Origin of the sequence: Alcanivorax sp. DSM 26293, assembly GCF_900107995.1 — a bacterium.
Classification (GTDB): Bacteria; Pseudomonadota; Gammaproteobacteria; order Pseudomonadales; family Alcanivoracaceae; genus Alcanivorax.
The window spans coordinates 460987-483054 of sequence record NZ_FNUM01000001.1; the positions used below are offsets into that span (position 1 = coordinate 460987).

At 61.0% G+C, this 22068-nt stretch carries 18 protein-coding genes; 10 read left to right on the forward strand and 8 right to left on the reverse strand.

What is annotated here, in order from left to right:
* Window positions 1–188: 188 nt before the first annotated feature.
* The 4 genes from ruvA to aspS all read right to left on the reverse strand — a co-directional run bounded on the left by ruvA (window position 189) and on the right by aspS (window position 4079).
* Window positions 189–788 carry a Holliday junction branch migration protein RuvA gene (ruvA, locus tag C4S63_RS02110; RefSeq protein WP_062816926.1) on the reverse strand — a complete coding sequence of 200 codons (600 nt, stop codon included), beginning with the start codon at window positions 786–788 and terminating at the stop codon, window positions 189–191.
* 21 nt (window positions 789–809) lie between these two features.
* On the reverse strand, window positions 810–1328 hold the full coding sequence (gene ruvC / locus C4S63_RS02115; RefSeq protein ID WP_062817027.1) for a crossover junction endodeoxyribonuclease RuvC: 519 nt from the start codon (window positions 1326–1328) through the stop codon (window positions 810–812).
* Window positions 1329–1509: 181 nt separating this feature from the next.
* The gene (locus tag C4S63_RS02120) at window positions 1510–2250 is read right to left on the reverse strand and encodes a YebC/PmpR family DNA-binding transcriptional regulator (RefSeq protein ID WP_062816925.1); all 741 of its coding nucleotides are present in this window, start codon (window positions 2248–2250) and stop codon (window positions 1510–1512) included.
* A 65-nt stretch (window positions 2251–2315) separates the two neighbouring features.
* Window positions 2316–4079 carry an aspartate--tRNA ligase gene (gene aspS / locus C4S63_RS02125; protein WP_103916563.1) on the reverse strand — a complete coding sequence of 588 codons (1764 nt, stop codon included), beginning with the start codon at window positions 4077–4079 and terminating at the stop codon, window positions 2316–2318.
* Window positions 4080–4448: 369 nt separating this feature from the next.
* Between aspS and C4S63_RS02130 the strand changes: the two genes are divergently transcribed.
* The 8 genes from C4S63_RS02130 to C4S63_RS02165 all read left to right on the forward strand — a co-directional run bounded on the left by C4S63_RS02130 (window position 4449) and on the right by C4S63_RS02165 (window position 14797).
* Complete coding sequence (locus C4S63_RS02130) at window positions 4449–4823, forward strand: HU family DNA-binding protein (RefSeq protein ID WP_035248851.1); 375 nt, start codon at window positions 4449–4451, stop codon at window positions 4821–4823.
* 192 nt (window positions 4824–5015) lie between these two features.
* Window positions 5016–5315 (forward strand): PA4642 family protein, encoded by a 300-nt coding sequence (locus C4S63_RS02135; RefSeq protein WP_062816923.1) that lies wholly within the window; start codon window positions 5016–5018, stop codon window positions 5313–5315.
* A gap of 369 nt (window positions 5316–5684) precedes the next feature.
* Window positions 5685–6908 (forward strand): hypothetical protein, encoded by a 1224-nt coding sequence (locus tag C4S63_RS02140; protein WP_062816922.1) that lies wholly within the window; start codon window positions 5685–5687, stop codon window positions 6906–6908.
* Window positions 6908–7528 (forward strand): class I SAM-dependent methyltransferase, encoded by a 621-nt coding sequence (locus C4S63_RS02145; RefSeq protein ID WP_062816921.1) that lies wholly within the window; start codon window positions 6908–6910, stop codon window positions 7526–7528. The genes C4S63_RS02140 and C4S63_RS02145 overlap by 1 nt, the downstream gene beginning before the upstream one ends.
* Window positions 7529–7728: 200 nt before the next feature.
* A complete protein-coding gene (locus C4S63_RS02150) occupies window positions 7729–8919 on the forward strand; it encodes a HAMP domain-containing sensor histidine kinase (protein ID WP_103916564.1) in 1191 nt (396 codons plus the stop codon).
* Window positions 8916–9485, forward strand: coding sequence for a response regulator transcription factor (locus C4S63_RS02155; RefSeq protein WP_063509044.1), 570 nt, complete (start codon window positions 8916–8918; stop codon window positions 9483–9485). The genes C4S63_RS02150 and C4S63_RS02155 overlap by 4 nt, the downstream gene beginning before the upstream one ends.
* Window positions 9486–9638: 153 nt before the next feature.
* Window positions 9639–11333: an autotransporter assembly complex family protein gene (locus tag C4S63_RS02160; protein ID WP_234999908.1), complete on the forward strand. Its 1695-nt coding sequence runs from the start codon at window positions 9639–9641 to the stop codon at window positions 11331–11333.
* Window positions 11330–14797 carry a translocation/assembly module TamB domain-containing protein gene (locus C4S63_RS02165; RefSeq protein ID WP_234999909.1) on the forward strand — a complete coding sequence of 1156 codons (3468 nt, stop codon included), beginning with the start codon at window positions 11330–11332 and terminating at the stop codon, window positions 14795–14797. The genes C4S63_RS02160 and C4S63_RS02165 overlap by 4 nt, the downstream gene beginning before the upstream one ends.
* A gap of 193 nt (window positions 14798–14990) precedes the next feature.
* Here C4S63_RS02165 and C4S63_RS02170 read toward each other — a convergent pair whose 3' ends face one another.
* Window positions 14991–15401, reverse strand: coding sequence for a PaaI family thioesterase (locus C4S63_RS02170; protein WP_063509041.1), 411 nt, complete (start codon window positions 15399–15401; stop codon window positions 14991–14993).
* Window positions 15402–15544: 143 nt separating this feature from the next.
* On the opposite strand from C4S63_RS02170, the gene C4S63_RS02175 reads away from it, so the two are divergent.
* Window positions 15545–17257 carry a proline--tRNA ligase gene (locus C4S63_RS02175; RefSeq protein ID WP_103916566.1) on the forward strand — a complete coding sequence of 571 codons (1713 nt, stop codon included), beginning with the start codon at window positions 15545–15547 and terminating at the stop codon, window positions 17255–17257.
* Window positions 17258–17415: 158 nt separating this feature from the next.
* Here C4S63_RS02175 and C4S63_RS02180 read toward each other — a convergent pair whose 3' ends face one another.
* The gene (locus tag C4S63_RS02180; protein ID WP_082810853.1) at window positions 17416–18450 is read right to left on the reverse strand and encodes a DUF4062 domain-containing protein; all 1035 of its coding nucleotides are present in this window, start codon (window positions 18448–18450) and stop codon (window positions 17416–17418) included.
* A gap of 237 nt (window positions 18451–18687) precedes the next feature.
* Between C4S63_RS02180 and C4S63_RS02185 the strand changes: the two genes are divergently transcribed.
* Entirely contained in the window at window positions 18688–19434 is a 747-nt protein-coding gene (locus C4S63_RS02185; RefSeq protein ID WP_062816914.1) for a ParA family protein, read from the forward strand.
* 153 nt (window positions 19435–19587) lie between these two features.
* On the opposite strand, the gene C4S63_RS02190 is transcribed toward C4S63_RS02185, so the two are convergent.
* Both C4S63_RS02190 and C4S63_RS02195 read right to left on the reverse strand, forming a co-directional pair.
* Window positions 19588–21282: an acyl-CoA dehydrogenase family protein gene (locus C4S63_RS02190; RefSeq protein ID WP_103916567.1), complete on the reverse strand. Its 1695-nt coding sequence runs from the start codon at window positions 21280–21282 to the stop codon at window positions 19588–19590.
* A 19-nt stretch (window positions 21283–21301) separates the two neighbouring features.
* Window positions 21302–21937: a TetR/AcrR family transcriptional regulator gene (locus tag C4S63_RS02195; protein ID WP_103916568.1), complete on the reverse strand. Its 636-nt coding sequence runs from the start codon at window positions 21935–21937 to the stop codon at window positions 21302–21304.
* Window positions 21938–22068 lie beyond the last annotated feature (131 nt).

A 22068-nucleotide genomic window follows, 5' to 3' on the forward strand; every position in this document is an offset into this window, starting at 1 on the left:
TTGGTACCGGCAGTCATCTTTCCCTGTAGATTTCCTGGAAGAGCCTGCCGAAGGCGCCCTGTGATGGGTCGCAAAGTAAACCATGATGCCAAGGCTGCAATGCGAGCCACGAAAAAACGTCAGGTTTTCAAACGCCCTTCAGTGGATTCGCCGCCAGGTTCGCCATGCGAGCATGGCTCCTACCAGGGTCAGCGCGCCAGACTTTTCAGTGCCAGGCGGATCAGTTGCTCACTGGTGGCGCCTTCCTCTGCCACCTTGCCAACGGCGGCGGCGGCATCCTTGTTACGGTAACCGAGCGCTTCCAGGGCAGCGATGGCATCGGAGCGGGCATCGTCCGGCTGGGCCAGAGGCGTCTGCCCCGGCAGGGACACTGGACCACCATCAATCTTGTCGAGCCGGTCACGCATTTCGATGACCAGTCGTTCGGCGGTTTTCTTGCCAATGCCCGGCACTTTCACCAGTGAGGTGGTGTCCTGATCGTGAATGCATTGCGCCAGCCGGTCTGCCTCGATGCCGGAGAGAATGGCCAGGGCCATTTTCGGGCCGACGCCGTTGACCTTGATCAGCGCCCGAAACAGCTCGCGCTCGTAGCGATCAGCAAAGCCATACAGCAACTGGGCGTCCTCACGCACCACGAAATGGGTGTGCAGGGTGAGCGGCTCACCGGTCTCCGGCAAGCTGTAAAAAACGGTCATGGGGGCTTCCACTTCATAGCCCACCCCGTTCACATCCAGCAACAGCACCGGAGGGCGTTTCTCGAGCAGGGTTCCGCGCAGTTGTCCTATCATGGCTGTGTTTTACTGTCCTTTTTAGCGTATTCGTCCGTTTCTGACTGCGGTGGCTCCGCCCATCCGGGCCAGTGACACACGCATATGGGCATGACACAAGGCGATGGCCAACGCATCGGCGGCATCTTCCTGGGGGCGCTTTTCCAGGCCAAGCAGATACTTGACCATTTCCGCCACCTGCCCCTTTTCCGCGCCGCCGCGCCCTACCACTGCCTGCTTTACCTGGCGGGCAGAGTATTCAAACACCGGCAGCGAAGCCTGCATCACCGCGGCAATGGCCGCTCCCCGGGCCTGCCCCAGTTTCAGGGCGGAATCCGCGTTGCGGGCCATAAACACCTTTTCGATACTCACTTCCGCTGGACCATAATCCATCACCACCTGGTGAATACCGGCGAAAATCTCACCCAGGCGCGGGGGAATGTCCTTATGGGTCGTGGTAATGGTCCCGAAGGCCACTGCCCGACTGCGGTTGCCCACCTGCTCCACCAGACCGTAGCCGGTTCGCCGGGAGCCGGGGTCGATCCCCAGTAGTAATGCCATAAGCCGCTGACCCGAAAATAAAAACTGGTTCAGTTGTACCTTACAGCTGTCCATATGTCCAGTTGGGGCAACTTCCAGCCGGATTGTAGTCCGGCTCGAAAGACGCACACGCCAGATAACAAAAAACCCCGACTCGCGGGGTTTTTTGTTTTCTTCGTCGCTAGCAGCTCACCGCTGGAAGCTACTCCTCTTCTTCCGACGGCCAGCTGGCATTGGTGTAAACGTTCTGCACGTCGTCCAGATCTTCCAGCATATCGATCATCTTCTGCACGGTTTCAGCGGTATCCGCATCCATCTCCGCTTCCGTGGAGGGATGCATGGTGACTTCCGCATCGGCAAACTCCAGGCCGGCCTCGCGCAGGGCGTCAACCACATCACCGAACTGCTTGTCCGGCGTAGTAATCACCAGGAAGCTGCCATCGTCGTTTTCTTCCACGTCCTCGGCACCGGCTTCCAGGGCCACTTCCATGAGCTTTTCTTCGTCCACGCCGGGCTCGAAGAAGATCTCGCCACGCTTGGTGAACAGGAAGGCCACGGAACCGCTGGTGCCCAGATTACCGGCAAACTTGGAGAATGCATGGCGCACCTCGGCGACGGTACGGTTGACGTTGTCGGTCATGGTTTCCACCAGCACCGCCACGCCTCCCTTGCCGTAGCCTTCGTAGGTGATCTCTTCCATGTTGGCATCGTCATCACCACCGGCGCCGCGCTTGATGGCCCGGTCGATGGTATCGCGGGTCATGTTCTGACCCAGGGCCTTGTCTACCGCCGCCCGCAGGCGCGGGTTGTCCGCCGTTTCACCGCCGCCCATTCTGGCCGCCACGGTGATTTCACGAATCAGTTTGGTAAAGATCTTGCCGCGCTTGGCATCCTGGGCCGCCTTGCGGTGCTTGATATTGGCCCATTTACTGTGTCCTGCCATGGTGTCTCCCGTAATTGCTACGAACAGACCGGCGCGGCCGGGCCGCGCCGCCGGTTGTTATCGAATCAACTGTCTTCTTTTCGTACCTGCACACCCACTTCACGCAGCTGCTTGCTGTCCACCGGTGACGGCGCATTGGTCATCATGCAGGAGGCGGTCTGGGTTTTCGGGAAAGCGATCACGTCACGAATGGAGTCACAGCCGGTCATCAGCATGACCATGCGATCCAGACCGAAAGCCAGACCACCGTGGGGCGGTGCACCGTATTTGAGACCGTCGAGCAGGAAGCCGAACTTTTCGTCCGCCTCTTCATCGGAAATACCCAGGGCCTCGAACACGGTACGCTGCATGGCCGGGTTGTGGATACGGATAGAACCCCCACCCAGTTCGGTACCGTTGAGCACCATGTCATAGGCACGGGACAGGGCCCCTTCCGGGTTGCTCTTCAGTTCTTCCGGGCTGCAGCTGGGCATGGTGAAGGGGTGATGCAGGGCGTAGTACTGACCCTCGTCCTCTTCGAACATGGGGAAGTCCACCACCCACAACGGCGCCCAGTCGCCCTCGACCAGGCTCAGGTCGTGGCCCACTTTGACGCGCAGCGCACCCAGCGCTTCGTTGACGATCTTGGCCTTGTCGGCACCGAAGAAGATCAGGTCGCCGGTTTCGGCGCCGGTGCGCTCCAGAATGCCCTGGATGGCCTCTTCGGTGAGGAACTTGAGGATCGGCGATTGCAGACCTTCGGCCCCGGCAGCCAGGTCGTTGACCTTGATATAGGCCAGCCCCTTGGCGCCGTAGATGCTGACGAACTTGGTATAGCCATCGATGTCCTTGCGGGACAGGCTGCACCCTCCCGGAACTTTCATGGCCGCCACACGCCCTTTCGGATCGTTGGCCGGGCCGGAGAACACCTTGAAGTCCACACCGGCCAGCAAATCGGCGATGTCGATCAGCTCCAGCGGGATACGCAGGTCCGGCTTGTCGGAACCAAAACGCTGCATGGCTTCAGAGAACGGCATGCGCGGGAAGTCCGGCAGCTCCACATCCAGCAGCTCCTTGAACACCGAGCGCACCATGCGTTCGGTGATGCCCATGATGTCCTCTTCCTCCACAAAGGAAGCTTCCAGGTCAATCTGGGTGAACTCCGGCTGACGATCGGCGCGCAGGTCCTCATCTCGGAAGCACTTGGCAATCTGGTAGTAGCGGTCGAAGCCCGCCACCATCAGCAGCTGCTTGAACAGCTGCGGAGACTGCGGCAAGGCGAAGAAGCTACCGGGATGGGTACGGCTGGGCACCAGGTAATCCCGGGCACCTTCCGGGGTGGCCCGGGTCAGGATCGGGGTTTCCACATCCATGAAGCCTTCGCCTTCCAGGAAGGCGCGGACCACGTGGGTCAACCGCGAACGGAACTGGAAGTTACGCAGCACTTCGGGACGACGCAGATCCATATAGCGATACTTGAGGCGCACTTCTTCGCCAGCGGCGGAATGGGCATCCAGCTCGAACGGCGGCGTTTGCGCCTCGTTGAGAATGGTCAGTTCCTTGCCCAGCACTTCGATATCGCCGGTGTCCATCTTGCTGTTGCGCACCGCTTCATCGCGCATACGCACCAGACCGGTCAGGCGCACCACGTATTCGCTGCGAACCTTGTCGGCCAGCGCGAAGGCTTCCACGGTGTCCGGATCGAACACCACCTGCACCAGACCATTACGGTCACGCAGGTCGAGGAAAATCACCCCACCGTGGTCACGGCGGCGACTGACCCAACCGCAAAGCTCAACTGTTTCTCCATCGTGGGAGGCTCGCAAATCACCGCAATAATGGCTTCGCATGCTTAACTTCCGCTTGTATTTCTGAGGGCGCTACCCGGGGCCAACCGCATCTGTCGGCAGTGCCAGTCCCCGGGTCGCTGAAAAAGGCGCCACAGTATAGCGATTCCACCGCCTGCGAGCCATGCCGGGGGGCGATTCCCTGCCAAACAGGCCACATCCGCCCCATTTTTGTTGAAAGTCCGTAAAAAATAGTGGTTTCACGGCTTGTGCAGTGAAAATTCATGGCATATAACAGATGCGAACCAATTCAGTGGCCCTCTGAGTTTGCGCAGTCCAGGGGCGTACCTGACAGGGAAGCAAGACCGGTTCCCCGCCGATCGGCGGAGACACACATTCTCAGGAAGACACAAAACAAGGGGTAAGTAATCCATGGCTGCAAAGAAAAAGACAGCTGCCAAAGCCACCAGCGCTACTGCGGCTCGCAAGGTTAAAACCATCACCGAACCGATGAACAAGACCCAGATCGTTAACCAGATCAGCGATACCACCGGCCTGACCAAGAAAGACGTCAACGCCGTATTCGATGAGCTGGCCGACATCATGGAAGGTCATCTGAAGAAACGCGGTGCTGGCCAGTTCACCCTGCCGGGCCTGATGAAAATCGTCACCCAGAAAAAACCCGCCACCAAGGCACGCAAGGGCATCAACCCGTTCACCGGCGAAGAAACCACGTTCGCCGCCAAGCCGGCCCGCACCATGGTAAAAGTGCGTCCGCTGAAAAAGCTCAAGGACATGGCATCCTGATGCCGCTTGCCACCGCCGGGCTCCGGCCCGGCGGTTGACCTTCTCTTTTCCCTCCTCTGGCCCCTGGCCACCCCAGCCTCTATAATCCGCGCCCACTGATATCACGCTGACTGACCCTGGTTGTTTTCTGGCCAACCGCAGCCACTCCGAGGCGCCAGCATTCAGCCCCTGCACAACACTAGGAGCGCGCCCATGGCAGAGCGTAAGGACAAAAAGAAGGTAATCGGCGAGCCGATGACCGACGAACAGATCAAGGTTTTCCTGGATTTCTCCAGCGAGGAAGGGGTCGACGCCGACTTCCACGTGCTCGAGAAAGCCTACCGGGCCCTGCGGGCCGAAGATTTCGAGCGCTTCATCGGGTTCTTTCAGGAAAACGGCCGGGATATCAACGCCCGTGACCCCAAGGGCCGCACCCTGCTGGCCCTGATCGAGAGCCACCCGAAGTGCAGCGACTATGCCCAGCTGCTTCGTGATGCCGGCGGCACCCGCTAGCTGGCTGCCAGGGAGTCTCTGAGTAACCCCTTGCGTACCCGGCGAGGTGTTGCCCAGCGGCTCCCTGAGACCTCCCCCGTCGCCTGACTCCTGTCGGGCAGCAACCCTACAGATACATTTCCCAAGGGAAATAGATACCCTCAGAAACTTGTCCACCGCCCAAGCCCATGGCATTGTTAAGCCATTACAAGGGCTATCGGGGCCCGGCGATCATATCGCCTCCAAAACGGGGTATTGGGAAAAGCCTGACAAGGCTTCGCTGACGTTTTTGTTTCCTCTGTCTTCACAGGCAGCGGGCGGCAAGGACTACAGCACGTTGTATTCCCTACCCTGATAAAACACACAACAACAACAAGAGCTGTAACCATCATGACAGCATATCCTCAACGACTCTGGCACTCCCTTTGTCTGATCGCGCTTTGTACATTGAGCTTGCAACTTCATGCGGCGCGGGACGATGACTACGATGATGAAATGGACGAAGTCACCGCGGAAGAACTGCAAATGCAGGAAATCCCCGTGGATGAACGCATCTTCCAGGAAAAATGGAACGACGTCCCCTACAAGAAAAGCTACTTCACCTACACCGACGCGCAAATCCGGGAAAAATGGGATTACCTGATGCGCGGCCTGAAAGTCCCCTACCCCTCTGCGGACTACATGCGCACCCAGTTCAAGAAATACCCCTTTATGTCTGAAGACATCCAGAACTGGGATGGCAAGGATTTCGACGGTCTGGAACGTCGTTACCTGGAAGTGTGGCGAATGTTCTTTGCCGGTGATTTCCAGAAAGCACGGGAAGAGGGCCTGAAACTGGGCGCCATCGGCAAGATTCCTTCCCTGTTCTCCCAGCTCATGTATGCGATTTACCTGGCGGACCGCCAGAGCACCAAGTACATGATGCTGCAGGACGTGGCGAACCAGGCCCAGGAATATTTCGACGATATGAAGGAGGCCGAGGATGACCCGGAGGTAGCGCCGATCGTGGCCACCGTGAAGCTGGGTTACGCCTATGCCATCGCGCGTATCGCCGAAGAGTCTCCGGTCCCCATCGTTGTCGCACGACGCTATATCGGCAAGATCAAGAGCAGCGCCGAGGAAGTGGTGGAAGTCATGCCGGAGCAACCGCTCGCCCATGCTTTCCGCGCAGGCGTGGATGCCGGCATCATGCGCCGGGTCGGCAAGTTCACCGGCCGCATGACCTACGGGGCACGCACCACCACCGTGGAAGAGTCCTTCGCTGAAGCGCTGGAAATGGCTGGCGACATTCCCATCGTCAACTATGAATACGCCAACGCCCTCATTTACATGAACCGCAAGCGCGATCTGAATGAAGCGATCAGCTACCTGGAAAAGGCCATGAAAATCCGTCCGGAATTTTCCATGGATGCCCTGGACGTGATGTATTCCTACAAGCGCCTGCAGGAAGTGCGGTTGTATGCCCTGAACTTCCGCAGCTTCCGCAAGTTTGAAAAGCTGCGCCGCAAGTTCAGCAAGCAGACGGACCGTAATCTGACCAGCATCATCAGTGATCCGCTGACCATGGATATGCTGAACAATCCGGAAAACTACGTGTTGCCCCCACGCGGCTGATGTCACTCTACGAAGATACGCTGTTCCCGGTATTACTGGATTGGGCAACCCGTCCGGTCTACCGGGATCGCGAGCGGATCATCGGCCAGGCCCGGGGACGTGTTCTGGAACTGGGGGTCGGCACCGGCAGCAACTTTCCTTTCTATGGCGATGCGGCCACAGAGATCCACGGCATCGAACCGGCTCAGGCGCTGTTAACGCTGGCGCAGGAAGCGGCCAGCCAGTGTGCGCGGCCGGAGCGGTTTGTGTTGCGAACCGGTGATGCCCAGCAACTTCCCTACCCGGACCACCACTTCGATACCGTGGTCGCCTGCCTGGTATTCTGCACCATCCCGGATCCGGAGCGGGCCGCCGCAGAGGCCTTCCGGGTACTCAAACCCGGCGGCACCCTGCTGGCACTGGAGCATGTACTCAGCGAACGTCGGTGGGTGCAGCGCCTGCAAAAAGGCATGAACCCGGCCTGGAAGCACCTGGCCTGCGGCTGCCAACTCACCCGTGATACCGCCAGCATCTTCCGTGGAGCCGGTTTCCGCCTGCACAAGGCCAGCCACCGCCGCCACCCGAAACTGCCCGCCTTTGCCGGGGAGTTGCTTGACGGGGCGCTGCTGAAACCCAGTTAAAAGTTCAAAGTTGAAAGTTCAAAAGCGCGAGACAACGCTTGGTGCGCTGCTATGCCATGCCCGCGCTCAAACCCATGAGCGCGGAGAGTGAGGCTCCGGGAGGCGGCACCCCGGAACGCGTTTAAACTTTGAACTTTCAACTCACCCGACGGGACAAACTGCCACACCCACTCGCGGCACTTTGCCTTTACAATAGCCCCATGGATAACCGCCCCCCCTTACTGAACTGGCGACTGCGCCTGATATGGCTGCGCAGTCTGTTGGTGCTGATCATTACCCTTGCCCTGATGGTGCTGCAAAGTCAGGGGCATAGCGGCTATCGCCTGAATGAGCTGGGTTGGCTGGCGGCCTTGCTGCTGCCCAGCCTGATTACATTGCTGTCACACCGGGTGGGTCGCCAGCGCCACGCTCCGCTGCTAACACTGGAACTGGCCCTGGATACGATCCTGTTTACCGGCCTGATCCAGGGGTTCGGCGGCGCCGGCAACCCGCTGTCATTCTATCTGCTGGTCCCCGCCCTGCTGGCCTCGCTGACCCTGCCACTGAGAAGCGGAATGCTGGTGGCCGCCCTGGCACTGGGCGGCTATATGGTGTCCATGAGCTGGTATCAGATGCCGGCCATGGACAGCCCCCTTCATGCTCTCAGCCACCAACTCAGCGGTTTGCATGGGGTCGGCATGGCCGCGGTTTTTATCGCCCTGCTGGTCATGCTGACCTTGCTGGGACAGGTGATCCAGCGCCTGATGCGCCAACAGCAACGCCAGCAGGAGCAGGCCATTGACCTGGCCGGTCGCCGCGAGCACATGTACCAGATCGCCGCGACCCTGGCTGACCAGGCCCATGAGCTGAATACCCCGCTGGGGACGCTGGTAATGCTGGCAGACAATCTGTTGCATTCGCCACAACTGCCCGGCGCGCTTCGTGATGAAGTGACACAGATGGAACAACTGGCAAGAAACGTGGCCCGACGCCTGAAACAGGGCGACGACACCCCGCTACCGGAATCCCTGCCTTTCAGTGAGCTGTTGACCAGGCTGCAACAACACCTTCGGCATCTGGCACCGACCCTCTCTGTGACCCATCAACTGGATACCAACCCCAACGTGGCCAACCCGGAAGGCTGGTTCCGGGTCCTTTGCAACCTGGGTTATAACGCCATGGATGCCGGCGCCTCGCGACTGGCAATCACGCTGCATGACCGGGATCAGAGTTACCGCCTGCAAGTTAGCGATGACGGCCCCGCCCACGCCCCGTCGGAGCGGGAAGGCATGGGGATTGGCCTGACGCTGGTCAGCACCACGCTGGAGCAAATGGGCGCACACCTGGAAATGGAATTGGGACCTCGCTGGACCCAGGCTCGTATCGACTGGCCACGGGAGCTCGCCAGATGACTGTGCGCCAACTCCTGCTGGTTGAAGACGATGAGCCGCTGGCCGAACAGACCGCTCGCGCCCTGGAGCATCGTGGCAATCGTGTGGCCGTGGCCCACAACGCGGAACAGGCCCTCGCCCTGCTTGCCCGCTTGCCAGACCTGGCAGGCGCCATCCTCGACCAGAATCTGGGCAGCGACAACGGCCTGGATCTGATTGTCCCGATCCTCGAACATTTCCCGGACTGCCGTATCATTCTGCTCACTGGCTACGGCAGCATTACCGCGGCGGTGGCGGCAACCCATCGTGGTGCCCGCAACTATCTCACCAAGCCCGCCAGCCCTGCTGATATCCTGCAGGCCCTGGATACCGACCCGGCCAACCCGGCCCTGCCCTTACCCGCCACGCCCCCGTCCCTGCAACGGCTGGAATGGGAGCACATCCAGCGCACCCTGGATGCCCATGATGGCAATATTTCACGGGCCGCCGACGCCCTGGGCATTCATCGCCGTACCCTGCAACGACGGCTGAAAAAGCGCCCTACCGCCAGTGACTACCAACGCGACAAGCACTTTCGCGAAGACTGACTGTCACAACTTGCCTTACACTGTTGGGCGAGTGGCAACATACCCAACCGGTGGGACACAGCATCAAATCCACATGCCGCCGGGAAACAGCGCACAGGGATGCAAGACTTGAGGGCACAGCAGCAGACAACCTGGTTCCTAACGCTATTTCTGATGCTGCTCGCCGTACCGGCTTTTGCTGATGACGCCCCGCAACTGCGCATCACTGGCAACGCCAGCGACGCGGTCAACAGCAACATTCGCGCCCTGGTCAATCTGTCCCGCTACCCCTGCGAGCCACCCACGGCCCAGTTCGGCCTGATCCGCCGGCAGATCCTCGCCAATAGCCAGCAAGCCTTGCAGGCCATGGGCTACTACGAGAGCACCTTATCCCTGCAAACCGACCAGCAAGACGGCTGCGCACGCGTCACGCTGGATGTGAATACCGGGCCGGCGGTGATCCTGCAGCGGGCCGACATCCGCATCCGCGGCGATGCCGCCAATGATCCTGCATTCAATCAGCTGGTGGCCACTGCGCAACTGGCCATCGGCCAGCGACTGCAACATGACCAGTACACCTCCCTGAAAAAAAATCTGCAGCAACAGCTGATCAGTCGTGGCTATGTGCAGGGACAACTGACCCGCAATCAACTGAGCGTGGACACCCGAAAACGTCAGGCCACCATCACATTGCATATGGACAGCGGCCCCCGCTACGACTTCGGCGCCATCACCCTGACCGGCAGTGAACTGAGGGACAAGCTGGTCGATGCCTACGTGAGCTTTCATGAAGGTGAGCCCTTCGACAGCAAACAGCTGCTGGAGACCCAGCAGGCCTTTCTGGGCGCCGGGTATTTCAGTGCCGTGCGGGTCCAGAAAGGCACCCCGGATGATGACAGCCGGACCATTCCCGTGAGCATCAACCTGACAGACAACAATCGCTGGTCACTGCTCGCCGGCGTCGGCGCCAGCACCGATACCGGACCACGGGTGCGCCTGGGGGTGGAAAATCGCCGGGTGAACCGGGCCGGTCACCGCTTCCGGGCGGAAACGGAAGTCTCCCAGGTGCAGCAAGGGGCCGGTGCCAGCTACCAGATCCCGCTGAAAGATCCGCAACGGGAACGGCTGGATTTTCACACCAGCTATGTCAATGAAGTCACCGACAGCAAAGACAATGAACGCTGGACCACCGGTGCCGACTATATCGTCGAGTTGCAAAATCGCTGGGTCACCACCACGTCACTGACCTACCTGCGCGAGACCTACGAGATCGCCGGGGAAGTGGATCAGGCCGAGCTGATCATTCCCGGCTTCCAGCTCAGCCGCGTCAAGGCCAACGACCCCATCTATCCGTCTTTCGGCTGGCGGTTGAGCAGCAAAATCCGTTTCGCCAATCGTAACCTGTCTTCCACAGCCTCTTTCCTGCAACTGACCGGCAGTGGCAAGCTGCTTTTCCCGTTGCTTGGGGGGCGCGTACTGATGCGCGGGGACCTGGGCTATACAGAAGTCACGGATGTCCGGGAGCTGCCTGCCTCTATCCGTTTCTTCGCCGGCGGTGACTCCAGTGTTCGCGGTTTCGCCTATGAATCCCTGGGCCCACGGGCCGACAATGGGGATGTGATTGGGGGTCGACATCTGGCCACCGGCAGCCTGGAGTATGACCATCCGATTACCGAGAAATGGCACCTGGCAGTTTTCACCGATGGCGGCAATGCCTTCAATAACGTCAATGATTTCGAAATCCGCCGCAGCGCCGGGTTCGGCATCCGCTGGCGCTCCCCGCTGGGACCAATCCGGCTGGACCTGGCCCGGGCCGTGGATGAACACCGCGACTGGCGCGTGCACCTGAGCATGGGGCCGGACCTGTGATAAAGCGAACCCTCAAGCGTTTCAGTGTCGGCCTGCTCGGGGTGCTGTTCAGTCTGATCCTGATGGTGGTACTGACCACCTGGCTGCTGCTGGGCACGGCCACCGGCAACCGCTGGTTGCTGGGTCAGGTCAGCGCGTGGATCCCCGGCGATCTGCAGGTGGAAGACTGGCAGGGCAGTCTGCTGGACCGGGTCACGGTCACCGGTGTGCACTATCAGCTGGACGGGGTGTCGGTGACTCTGGATCGTCTCGAGGCGGAGCTGGTACCCGCTTCCCTCACCCGCGGTTGGCTGGAATTCACCACCTTATCCCTGGGCGATCTCCGCCTGTCACTGCCCCCGGATCCGAAAACAGAGGACACCGCCACGGCCGGTTTGCCTGACAGCCTGGCACTCCCCCTTGGGGTACGCATCGACACCCTGACCCTGGCCTCACTTCGCCTCAACGACACCCAGCTGGTCAGTGGGCTGGATGCCCGACAGCTGGCTGCCTGGCGTCGCTTTCAACTGGCCAGCCTGACCACCCGCACGGTGGCCGATATCAGCGTGGAAGCCACCGCCCAGGGCAGTCTTGCCGCCCCCATGGAGATTCAGGGGCAAGCCCGTTGGCAGATGCCCCTGGCCGAGAACGAAACCCTCAACGCGCAGAAAGCAGCGGGCCAGCTCAATATCCGCGGATCGCTCTCGACCTTGATATTGGATCATGAACTGAGCGCCCCGGTGCAAATTCACAGCCAGGGCGAATGGCAACTCGCTGATCCGGAACGGCCCCTGGCCCTGGAACACCAGTGGCCGGCACAGCCGTTGCCACTGGTGTTGCCGCAACCACTCTCCGTGGGCGACGGCAGGCTGACCACCCGAGGTCCACTGGCAACGCTGCAAATAACAGGCGAGAGTCGCCTGAGCAGTGGCGACAAGACAGTGCATCTGTCACTGAACAGCCAGCTCACCCACGGTGGCCTGGCACTGCAGCAGCTGCAGCTTGATGACGGCGAGCAACAACTGGCAGGACACGGTGAGCTGCAGTTCAGCCCCTTGAGCTGGGACCTGGAGCTGGAGGGCAAACTGGATACCGGCCTGCTGCATCCGCACTTCCCGGGCCAGCTCAATGTGAAAGGCAACAGCCAGGGCACCCATGCAGACGGGCAATGGCAGTTGTCACCCAGCCGGCTAGAACTGGCAGGCCGGGTTCGCCAGCAGCCTCTGACCGCCACAACCACCGTGGCAAGCCGTCAGCAAGGCCTGCAACTGGAAAGCAACATCCGCTGGGGAGACAACCGGCTCACCGGCCGCGGCGCCATCCTGCCCGACTGGTCCCTGGACACCACCCTGGCCCTGCCGCGGCTGGACCAGCTCTACCCGGATATTCAGGGCCAGCTCAGCGGTCAAGTGCAAATCCGTGGTCCCCTGGCCACCCCCCATCTGACCGGCACTCTGAACGGCCGGCAGCTGGGCTGGCAGGATTGGTCGCTGGCCTCCCTGCAAACCCGGTTCCGCGCACTCGGCCCGGGCGCGCAAACCATGATGCTTGAGCTGAACACCGGGACGTTGCAGCAGGGCAACAGCGAACAACTGGCCACCGCACAGCTCAGCCTCAACGGCACCCTGGCCGACCATCGTGCCACGGCACGTTTCCGTCGTGACGATGTCCGCCTGGAGACAGGCCTGCGAGGCAGCCTGGTCTCCCTCCATAACGCGCCCCGCTGGGAGGGTTCGCTGTCCGATACCAGCCTGGTACACGCGCAACTGGGGCGCTGGCAGCAAAGCCGGGACACGTCGCTGGTGCTGTCCGCCACAGAGCAGTCCCTGAGCGCTTTCTGTCTTGAGCAAGCGCCGAGCCAACTCTGCCTGGAAGGCAAACGGGACGACGCCAACCAGGTCCACGTCCGCGCCTCCGTCGACGCCCTGCCGCTGGCGCTGGCCGGCGCCTTGCTGGGACCGGACTTTACCGTGCAGGGCAACCTGAACGGTGACGCCTCCCTGCAAGGCCCGCTGGAAAACCCGGCTGGGCAGTTTCAGCTGCAAACCGACAATGCCCGCCTGGCCGTGCGCACCCCGGACACTCCCCAGGAGCTGGTTATCGAGCAGCTCTCCATGAAAGGACAGCTGCAAGACCAGCGGCTGACCAGCGAATTGACCCTGGTCTCCGACCTGGCCAGCGCCAACGCCTCCCTGGAGCATGGCCTGGACGCCAACGGCCCCCTGAGCGGCCAGGTAGCCTTCCAGCTCACCAGTCTGTCACCGCTGGCGCTGCTTACCACCGACCTGCGCGAAATCAGCGGTCAGGTCCGTGGCGATTTCGCCCTGGCTGGCACCCTTCGACAACCATTGATGGACGGCAACATCCGTCTGCATAACGGCAGCGCCCTGGTCCCCGCCCTCGGCGTCGCCGTCACCAACCTGCAGATGGATGTGCAGGGCTCGCCCCGGGGACAACTGGATGTGAACGGGTCGGCGACCCTGGGCGAAGGCACCCTGACCCTGACCGGCACACTGGATCCCAGGGAGTGGCCAGCCACGGTGAACCTGTCATTGGATGGCCAACGGTTGCGGGTGGCGGACAGACCCGATGCCCGCGTGCTGCTCAATCCGAGCCTGACCCTCAAGGGCGACCTGGATGAGTTGCAGCTGGGCGGCAAACTGACCATCCCGGAGGCGGAAATCCAGCCCACGGAGCTTCCCGAGGGCGCGGTTACCGTCAGTCAGGATCAGGTCCTGGTGCATCAGGAGGGAAAACAGCAGAGTGGCCTGCCGTTGGGGATTGATGTCATCGTCAACCTGGGTGACAAGGTGCACTTCAAGGGCTTTGGCCTGGACGCCATGCTTGGCGGCACTCTGCAAGTGAACCAGCAACCGCAACAACCCCCTCAACTGAACGGCGAACTGGTAATCCGGGAAGGTCGCTACCGGGCTTACGGCCAAAACCTGGCCATCAGTGACGGTCAACTGATCTTCCAGGGCCCGCCGGACAACCCCGGGCTGGATATCCGTGCCATCCGCAAGATACCCAGTGAGAACGTGGTGGTCGGGGTACAGCTCAGCGGCACCCTGCAGGCACCGGAAGCCAGCCTGTTCTCGGAGCCGGGCATGGAACAAAGCCAGGCCATGTCCTACCTGCTGACCGGCCGACCACTGGAAAGAGGCTCCAAAGGCGACAACAACCGCATCGCCCAGGCGCTGGCACTCTACGGCCTGGAAAAAGGCAGCGGCGTCACGGAAAAACTCGGGGACAAACTGGGAGTGGATGAAATCAGCGTGGGCAGCGACTGGGAAACCGACGATGCCGCCCTGATGCTGGGCAAACAGCTGTCTGACCGCTTGTACCTGACCTATGCGGTGGGACTGTTCGATGCAGTCTCCACCGTGATGTTGCGCTACACCCTGACCCGACAGCTGCACCTGGAAGCCCGCTCGAGCACCCGCGCCAACAGCCTCGATCTGATCTGGGAGAAGGAGTTGCAGTGAATAGTTTCAAGTTGAAAGTTGCAAAGCGCGATCCAGATTGGTTGCCATGCGATAGACCCTTTAGCCGCGCCGCAAGGCAGTTTTTTACTGGATGCCGGCGTCTGAAGTAATCACCTTGACCGGTCATCGCGGGCACGGCCTAGACATTTCTGCCCTGCTTTTCTCGCGCTTTGCAACTTTCAACTTTGAACTTTCAACTCCTCGGCAGCGCATAGGTTCCGGTCACATGGGCCACCATCTCGTCACTGCCTTCGCTGAACAGCTGCACTTCCAGCACGGCGGAACGCCGTCCCAGACGCAGAATCACCGCGTCGGCAATCAAATCCTTCTGTGCCGGGCGGGACAGGAAATTGATATTGAGGTTCTGGGTCACCGCCATTTCCACGCGACCCAGCTCGCCAAGAATCGCCGCATACATGGCCGCATCCGCCAGCCCCATCATGGTGGGGCCGGACAGGGTACCGCCCGGACGAATAGTGGACGGCCGGAACGGACTGCGCACCCGGGCACGTCGTTCGCCCACCGCTTCGACCCGCAGACCTTCCTCAGACGCCGCCGGCAATCCCTGATAGATCACGTCCTGTACTTCTTGTGCATTCAGCATATGACTCGCCATTTAATTCTGGATACGGGGAGGATACGAAAGCCCGTGCAACAATCCCAGCAGCAATCATGATGGCTGGTGACAAGACGTCTTTGCCCCTAAAATAACCGGCTTCAGCAATAACCGGTCAAAGACTGTCTCCTATGCGCACTTCCCAGTACCTGCTTGCCACCGTCAAAGAAACCCCGGCCGATGCCGTTGTCATCAGCCATCAGCTCATGCTGCGTGCCGGCATGGTCCGCAAGCTGGCTTCCGGCCTGTACAACTGGCTGCCCACCGGCCTGCGCGTGCTGCGCAAGGTGGAGCAAATTGTCCGCGAGGAAATGGACCGTGCCGGGGCCCAGGAAGTGCTGATGCCGGTGGTTCAGCCCATGGAGCTGTGGGAAGAGTCCGGCCGGGCACCGGCCTACGGCCCGGAGCTGCTGCGGATTACCGACCGTCACAACAATCCCTTCTGCCTGGGCCCGACCCATGAGGAAGTGATTACCGACCTGGTCCGAAACGAGCTGCACAGCTACAAGCAGCTGCCGGCCAACTTCTACCAGATCCAGACCAAATTCCGGGACGAGATCCGCCCGCGCTTCGGCATCATGCGCTCGCGGGAATTCATCATGAAGGATGCCTACTCCTTCCATGCGGACATGGAATCCCTGGCCGCCACTTATCAGGTCATGCACCAGGCCTACTGCGCCATCTTTGATCGTCTGGGCCTGGACTACCGCCCGGTGGAAGCGGATACCGGTGCCATCGGCGGCGCCGCCAGCCACGAGTTCCACGTGCTGGCCGACTCCGGTGAAGATGATATCGCCTTCTCCGACAGCTCCGATTACGCCGCCAATGTGGAACTGGCGGAAGCCCTGGCCCCCGCCACTGAGCGCCCGGCCCCCGGTGCGGCCATGGAAAAGGTGGATACCCCCAACGCCAAAACCATCGAAGAGCTGGTCGCGCAGTTCGATCTGCCCATGGAAAAAACCGTCAAGACCCTGGTGGTGAAGGGGGCGGAGGAAGGCCAGCTGATCGCCCTGCTGGTTCGGGGTGACCACGAGCTGAACGATATCAAGGCGGAGAAGCTGGACGCCGTGGCTGCGCCCATGGAGTTCGCCAGCGAGGAGGAAATTCGCCAGGCCATCGGCGCCGGCCCTGGCTCCCTGGGTCCGGTGGGGCTGCCGATCCCCATTGTCATCGACCGCAGCGTAGCGGTGATGAGTGACTTTGGTGCCGGCGCCAACGAAGACGGCAAGCACTACTTCAACATCAACTGGGAACGGGACGTGGCACTGCCCCAGGTGGCCGACTTGCGCAATGTCGTGGAAGGCGACCCCAGCCCGGACGGCAAGGGCACACTGACCATCAAGCGTGGCATTGAAGTGGGCCATATCTTCCAGCTGGGCACCAAGTACTCCGAGGCTCTGGGCGCCAAGGTTCTGGATGAAAACGGCAAGTCCGTGGTCATGCCCATGGGCTGCTACGGCATCGGCGTTACCCGGGTGGTGGCTGCTGCCATTGAACAGAACCATGACGATCGCGGCATTATCTGGCCGGCGGCCATCGCCCCCTTCCAGGTGGCCCTGGTACCCGTAAACATCAAGAAGAGCCCCCGCGAGCGGGAACTGGCCGAAAAACTCTACGCCGAGCTGACAGAGGCCGGCATCGAGGTGCTGTTCGATGATCGCGAGAAAGAGCGCCTGGGCGTGAAACTGGCCGACAGCGAACTGCTGGGCATCCCCCACCGCGTCGTCATCGCCGAACGGGGCATGGACAATGGGGTGCTCGAATATAAAGGGCGAGGGGATGCGGAGAATACCGAGGTGGCCATGGATGAAGTTCTAGCATTCCTGAAAGGGAAGCTGGGCTGAGTTAACAGTTAATAGTGAACAGTTAACAGCGACGCGCGCCAGCGCCTCGTAACTAGAAACGCAAGAGGCCGCGCCCAAACCATGGGCGCGGCCTCTTTGCTTCCAGAACAGACAACGCTGTTCCGCGCCGCTGTTAACTATTAACTGTTCACTATTAACTAGATTTTTATAGACCGCTTTACCGCCATCACCTGGCTCATGGTGTTATCTCCGTGGGCCGTCAGCTGCCACAACGGCAGGCCGCGATTATCTTTCTCCGACGATTTGGCAATCAAGCCAAGCGCCCGCAGATGGATCTTGATCTGGTTGAACGCATGGGCAGCCAGCACCACGTTGCGCACCGCATGGGCACGGGGGAAGTCCTGCTGCACATCGCCCAGAGCCTTGCGACCGATGAAATCTTCCAGCGCTTTCTGCATCACCGGTTCGGATGCCGGATTGAGCATCAGCGGAGCCACACAGGAGAACGCCTGATCCCAGCTGATCCGGGTGGTGACCATGGCCAGTTTGCAATCACCGCCTTCATAGACATTACAGGAGTAATCCAGCGCCACCAGATCGCCACCCCGGGACAGGGTTTTCAGCGGGGGCCGGGCCTGGCTCATGCTGTCTTCGCGTTCCTTTTCCAGCATCTCGATACGGGCTTTGAGGGCCTCGACCTCAGCCCCGCCGCCACCGATACCGGCCTGGTCTGCGCGCACCCAGCCGTCAGCTCGATGTTCCCGCATCAGATTGGGGATCACCTTGTGGGCCAGCTCTGCCAGACCGCTCTCCGTGGTCCAGCGAAAGCAGGCCACTTTCTCTTCCAGCAGGCGCACAAAATCATCCCGGCGCACCTGGCCATCGCGGGTGGGTTCCTGCTGGTCAGCGGGCAACATGGCAGGGTTATCATGGATAAAGGCGACAATGGGTTTGCGCTTGGTGGCGGCAAAGATATATTCGCGGTGCAGCTCACTGAGCCCCATGGGTGAGAGCGTGCCGTAGCGGCCACCTACGATCAGCACGAAATAATCGCTGGTTTCGATCAGTTTCTGGATCACCGGCAACAGGGTATTGCCATCCGCAGCGGAGCTGTCCAGACCCGTGGGAATCATGCCGTGCTCGATCAACGGCAACATCAATGCCTGGCGCGCCCCCTGCATATCGGGAAAGGTGGCACTGATAAAGACCTGGTAGCGTTTCGTCGCTGTCACCCTGGGTACCTGTAGCGTCGAGTTCGGCCCTCGCGGGCACTTTTTGGCTGGCTATTAAACCGCCTGTGGGTCCTCATCACAACCCGCAGGACCTGACGGAGCCCCCCCCCCCGATCGTGGGACATCCCAGCGGTTCATGCTAGCCTGAGCACAAACCGCTGCACCGGACAACTCACGGCGCCAGCACTAACAATCAATATCGTAGCGCTTTTTGTAAGCTTACAGGAATGGGACGCCATGCAAACCATAGCCTTTTACAACCTGAAAGGTGGCGTGGGCAAGACCGCCTCGGCCGTGAATGTGGCCTGGCATGCCGCGCGCTGGAAGCACCGTACCCTGCTCTGGGACCTGGACCCCCAGGGCGCCGCCAGCTTCTATCTGGGGGTGGATGACGGCGACGGCTACAAGGCCGGCAATCTGATCAAGGGCAAACAACCCATCGGTCGACTGAAACGGGAAACCCGCTGGAAGAATCTGGATGCCATCCCCGCCGATATTTCCATGCGCAACGCGGATATCAAGCTGATGGAAAACGGCGGCGCCAAGAGTCGCCTGAAGCAGCTGATTGCCCCCCTGGGGGAAAGCTACGAACTGGTCATTCTGGATTGCCCGCCCACCCTGAGCCCGATGGCCGAAAGCATCTTTGCCGCGGTGGATTACCTGTTTGTCCCGGTGATCCCGACCCACCTGTCAGTGCGGGCCTATGAGCAGGTGCTGGACTGGCTGGCCAGCAAGAACGTCAAGAACCTCACCGTGGTGCCTTTTTTCAACATGGTGGACCGCCACCGGGACCTGCATGTGGAAATGCTGGTCAAGCGTCCCAAAAGCATGAAAGGCGGCCTGAAGACCTGGATCCCCTACTCCACCCATGTGGAACAGATGGGCGATCACCGCGCCCCGGTCGGCGAGTTTGCCCCCTACACCCCCTCCGCCCAGGCCTTCCGGGCCATGTGGTTCGAGATCGCAGGAAAACTTAAACTCTAGTTGACAGTTGATAGTGGACAGTTGACAGCTCGCGATCTGGATTTCGTCTTTGCCTTAAACACTTGAGTCCGCGCCCTTGGTTTGGCCGCGTACTCAAGCGTTGAAAAAACAGAGAACCCTCTCGCGTAGCTGTCAACTTTCAACTGTCCACTGTCAACTGCCCTCCCACGGGTTTGCCCGCCGCAGAATCTCATCCAGATCCAGCCCCCGCGGCAGCGTCCCATAGTTTCGATCACCGTGCTCGCCCAGACGGGAGGCGATAAAGGCCTCGGCGACTGCACCATTTCCGGCGGCCACCAGCTGGCTGGCCTGCAGGGTCAGGGACAGGCGATCGACGATGTCCCGGGCCCGGTATTCGGCCTCATCCATGTCCGAAAATTCACGCTTGAGCGACGTCACTGCCTGGTCAAGACGGCTATCACTGCCGGCGGTTTTCGCCAGCTCGGCGAACCACACCTCCAGCACCGCCGGGGTCTTGGCCAGGGCCCGTAACATGTCCAGGGCCTGCACGTTGCCGGAGCCTTCCCAGATGGCATTGATGGGCGCCTCGCGATACAGGCGCGCCATAATGAAGTCTTCGGTGACACCGTTCCCCCCCAGGCACTCCATGGCTTCATAGGCATGGAACGGGGTGCGCTTGCAGATCCAGTACTTGCCCGCCGGCAGACCTAACCGCAACAGCAGTTTCTCATGCTCATTGGCCGGGTCCAGGGTACTGTTATCCAGTGCCTCCCCCATGCGCATGGTAATGGCCAGGGAGCCTTCTACCTCCAGTTGCAAATCTGCCAACACGTTACGCATCAATGGCTGATCAATCAGGGTCTTGCCGAAGGCGGCGCGGCCCATGGCATGGTTCACCGCCTGAGCCACGGCCTGACGCTGACCGGAGGTGGAGCCCACCATGCAATCGAAGCGGGTCATGGCCACCATCTCGATAATGGCCGGTACGCCGCGCCCTTCCTCGCCGACCATCCAGCCCAGAGCGCCGCGCAGCTCGATCTCCGAGGAGGCATTGGAGACATTGCCCATCTTGTTCTTCAGGCGCTGCACCTGGATCGGGTTCTTGCTGCCGTCCGGACGCCAGCGGGGCACCAGGAAACAGCTCAGGCCGCTGTCGGTCTGGGCCAGCACCAGGAAGGCATCACACATGGGCGCCGAGGTGAACCACTTGTGGCCCACCAGTTCATAGGCTTCACCGGGGCCTTCCGCTGACACCGGGTAAGCCCGGGTGGTGTTGGCGCGTACATCGGAACCGCCCTGCTTTTCGGTCATGCCCATGCCGATGGTCAGCGCCTGCTTTTCCGTATGCGGCACATTACGGGGGTCATAGGCATTGTTGAGAATCTTCGGCAGCCATTCCTTTGCCAGCGAGGGCGTCAGCTTGATGGAGGGCACCGAGGCAAAGGTCATGGTCAACGGGCAGCCATGGCCCGCCTCCACCTGACCTTGCAGATAGCTCTGTGCCGCACGGGCCACATGGGCACCCGGCCTGGGGTCTGTCCAGGGAGCCGAATGAATCCCGGACTCCAGACCCAGCGTCATCAGGCGATGGTAGGCCTCGTGGTACTTCACGGCGTCCACGCGATAGCCCTGACGGTCGTGGGAGAAGAACTGCGGCTTGTGCTCGTTGGCCAGGAAGCCCCATTCGATCACTTCCGCGCTGCCGGTTTTGGCTCCGTGGGCAGACAGGCGGTCTTCTGCCCACCCGGCTCCGTGGCGGCGCACCGCTTCACGCAGGGCCGTATCGTTGTCGTAGGCGTTGTAGTCTTCCAGGGCCCGGGCCTGGTTGAAGACCTCGTGGGTCTGGGCCAGCGGGTCCGGCTTCAGGTTATCGTGCTTGGCGGTCATTGGTGCTCTCCCGAAAAAATCATGCAGTCTGTTGCTGCTCGATAAACTGGGTCTGCGCCGGAGGTACCCCCACGGCTCGCAGACAGAATTGGGTCAGGGATTCCGCCAGCTGGGTTTTGGCCAACGGGTCGGACAATGGGCCCACCAGGGCTTCGGCAATGGCGCCGACCAGCGCCGCCGCGCTGATCGCCGTATCCTGCATGGGCAGCGCCCCCTGGCTAACCCCATCGCTGAGCAACTGCTGATAAAGCGCGGCGTAGCGCTGGCGATAGGTGAGACGCTCCGCGTCCACGGCCGGATCCACCGGCTCGGCGATCAACGACCAGGCCAGCCGCGGTGCCGCCTGGGCACGCCGCACAAAGACCTGCAGCACATGGCAGAGCCGCTCGGAAAAGCTGCCGGGATGCCCCATCGCCTTTGCCACTGCAGCCACTTCACGCTCGGTGGCCACACGAAAGACCTCCGCCGCCAGCACCGCCTTGTTGTCGAAATAGCGATACAGGGTGCCCACGCCTACCCCGGCCTTGGCCGCCAGCGTCTGCATGGTGAGATTGGCAAAGCCGCCCTCGCGGACCAGCTGCTCAGCGCAAACCAGCAGATGGTCACGCTGGGCCGCCTTGCGCGCTTTCACATTGGCGGTTTCCCGGTAAGCCATAATCGGAATCCATATTCATTTCTTAAAAGAAGTGAACCATGATTCCGACTTTCAGGCAAGCGCCGCCTGTCGCGCACCCCAGCTCCCCCGTAGGAGCGCCTCTGGAGGCGCGAACCTGAGCCCAGGCGAAG

Bases quoted from the DNA above. Each gene is read 5' to 3' on its own strand.
- C4S63_RS02150 (WP_103916564.1), top strand. From the start codon at position 7,729: ATGGATAACCGCCCCCCCTTACTGAACTGGCGACTGCGCCTGATATGG.
- ruvC (WP_062817027.1), bottom strand. From the start codon at position 1,328: ATGGCATTACTACTGGGGATCGACCCCGGCTCCCGGCGAACCGGCTAC.
- C4S63_RS02145 (WP_062816921.1), top strand. From the start codon at position 6,908: ATGTCACTCTACGAAGATACGCTGTTCCCGGTATTACTGGATTGGGCA.
- ruvA (WP_062816926.1), bottom strand. From the start codon at position 788: ATGATAGGACAACTGCGCGGAACCCTGCTCGAGAAACGCCCTCCGGTG.
- aspS (WP_103916563.1), bottom strand. From the start codon at position 4,079: ATGCGAAGCCATTATTGCGGTGATTTGCGAGCCTCCCACGATGGAGAA.
- C4S63_RS02195 (WP_103916568.1), bottom strand. From the start codon at position 21,937: ATGGCTTACCGGGAAACCGCCAATGTGAAAGCGCGCAAGGCGGCCCAG.
- C4S63_RS02120 (WP_062816925.1), bottom strand. From the start codon at position 2,250: ATGGCAGGACACAGTAAATGGGCCAATATCAAGCACCGCAAGGCGGCC.
- C4S63_RS02140 (WP_062816922.1), top strand. From the start codon at position 5,685: ATGACAGCATATCCTCAACGACTCTGGCACTCCCTTTGTCTGATCGCG.
- C4S63_RS02170 (WP_063509041.1), bottom strand. From the start codon at position 15,401: ATGCTGAATGCACAAGAAGTACAGGACGTGATCTATCAGGGATTGCCG.
- C4S63_RS02185 (WP_062816914.1), top strand. From the start codon at position 18,688: ATGCAAACCATAGCCTTTTACAACCTGAAAGGTGGCGTGGGCAAGACC.
- C4S63_RS02160 (WP_234999908.1), top strand. From the start codon at position 9,639: ATGCTGCTCGCCGTACCGGCTTTTGCTGATGACGCCCCGCAACTGCGC.
- C4S63_RS02190 (WP_103916567.1), bottom strand. From the start codon at position 21,282: ATGACCGCCAAGCACGATAACCTGAAGCCGGACCCGCTGGCCCAGACC.
- C4S63_RS02130 (WP_035248851.1), top strand. From the start codon at position 4,449: ATGGCTGCAAAGAAAAAGACAGCTGCCAAAGCCACCAGCGCTACTGCG.
- C4S63_RS02155 (WP_063509044.1), top strand. From the start codon at position 8,916: ATGACTGTGCGCCAACTCCTGCTGGTTGAAGACGATGAGCCGCTGGCC.
- C4S63_RS02135 (WP_062816923.1), top strand. From the start codon at position 5,016: ATGGCAGAGCGTAAGGACAAAAAGAAGGTAATCGGCGAGCCGATGACC.
- C4S63_RS02175 (WP_103916566.1), top strand. From the start codon at position 15,545: ATGCGCACTTCCCAGTACCTGCTTGCCACCGTCAAAGAAACCCCGGCC.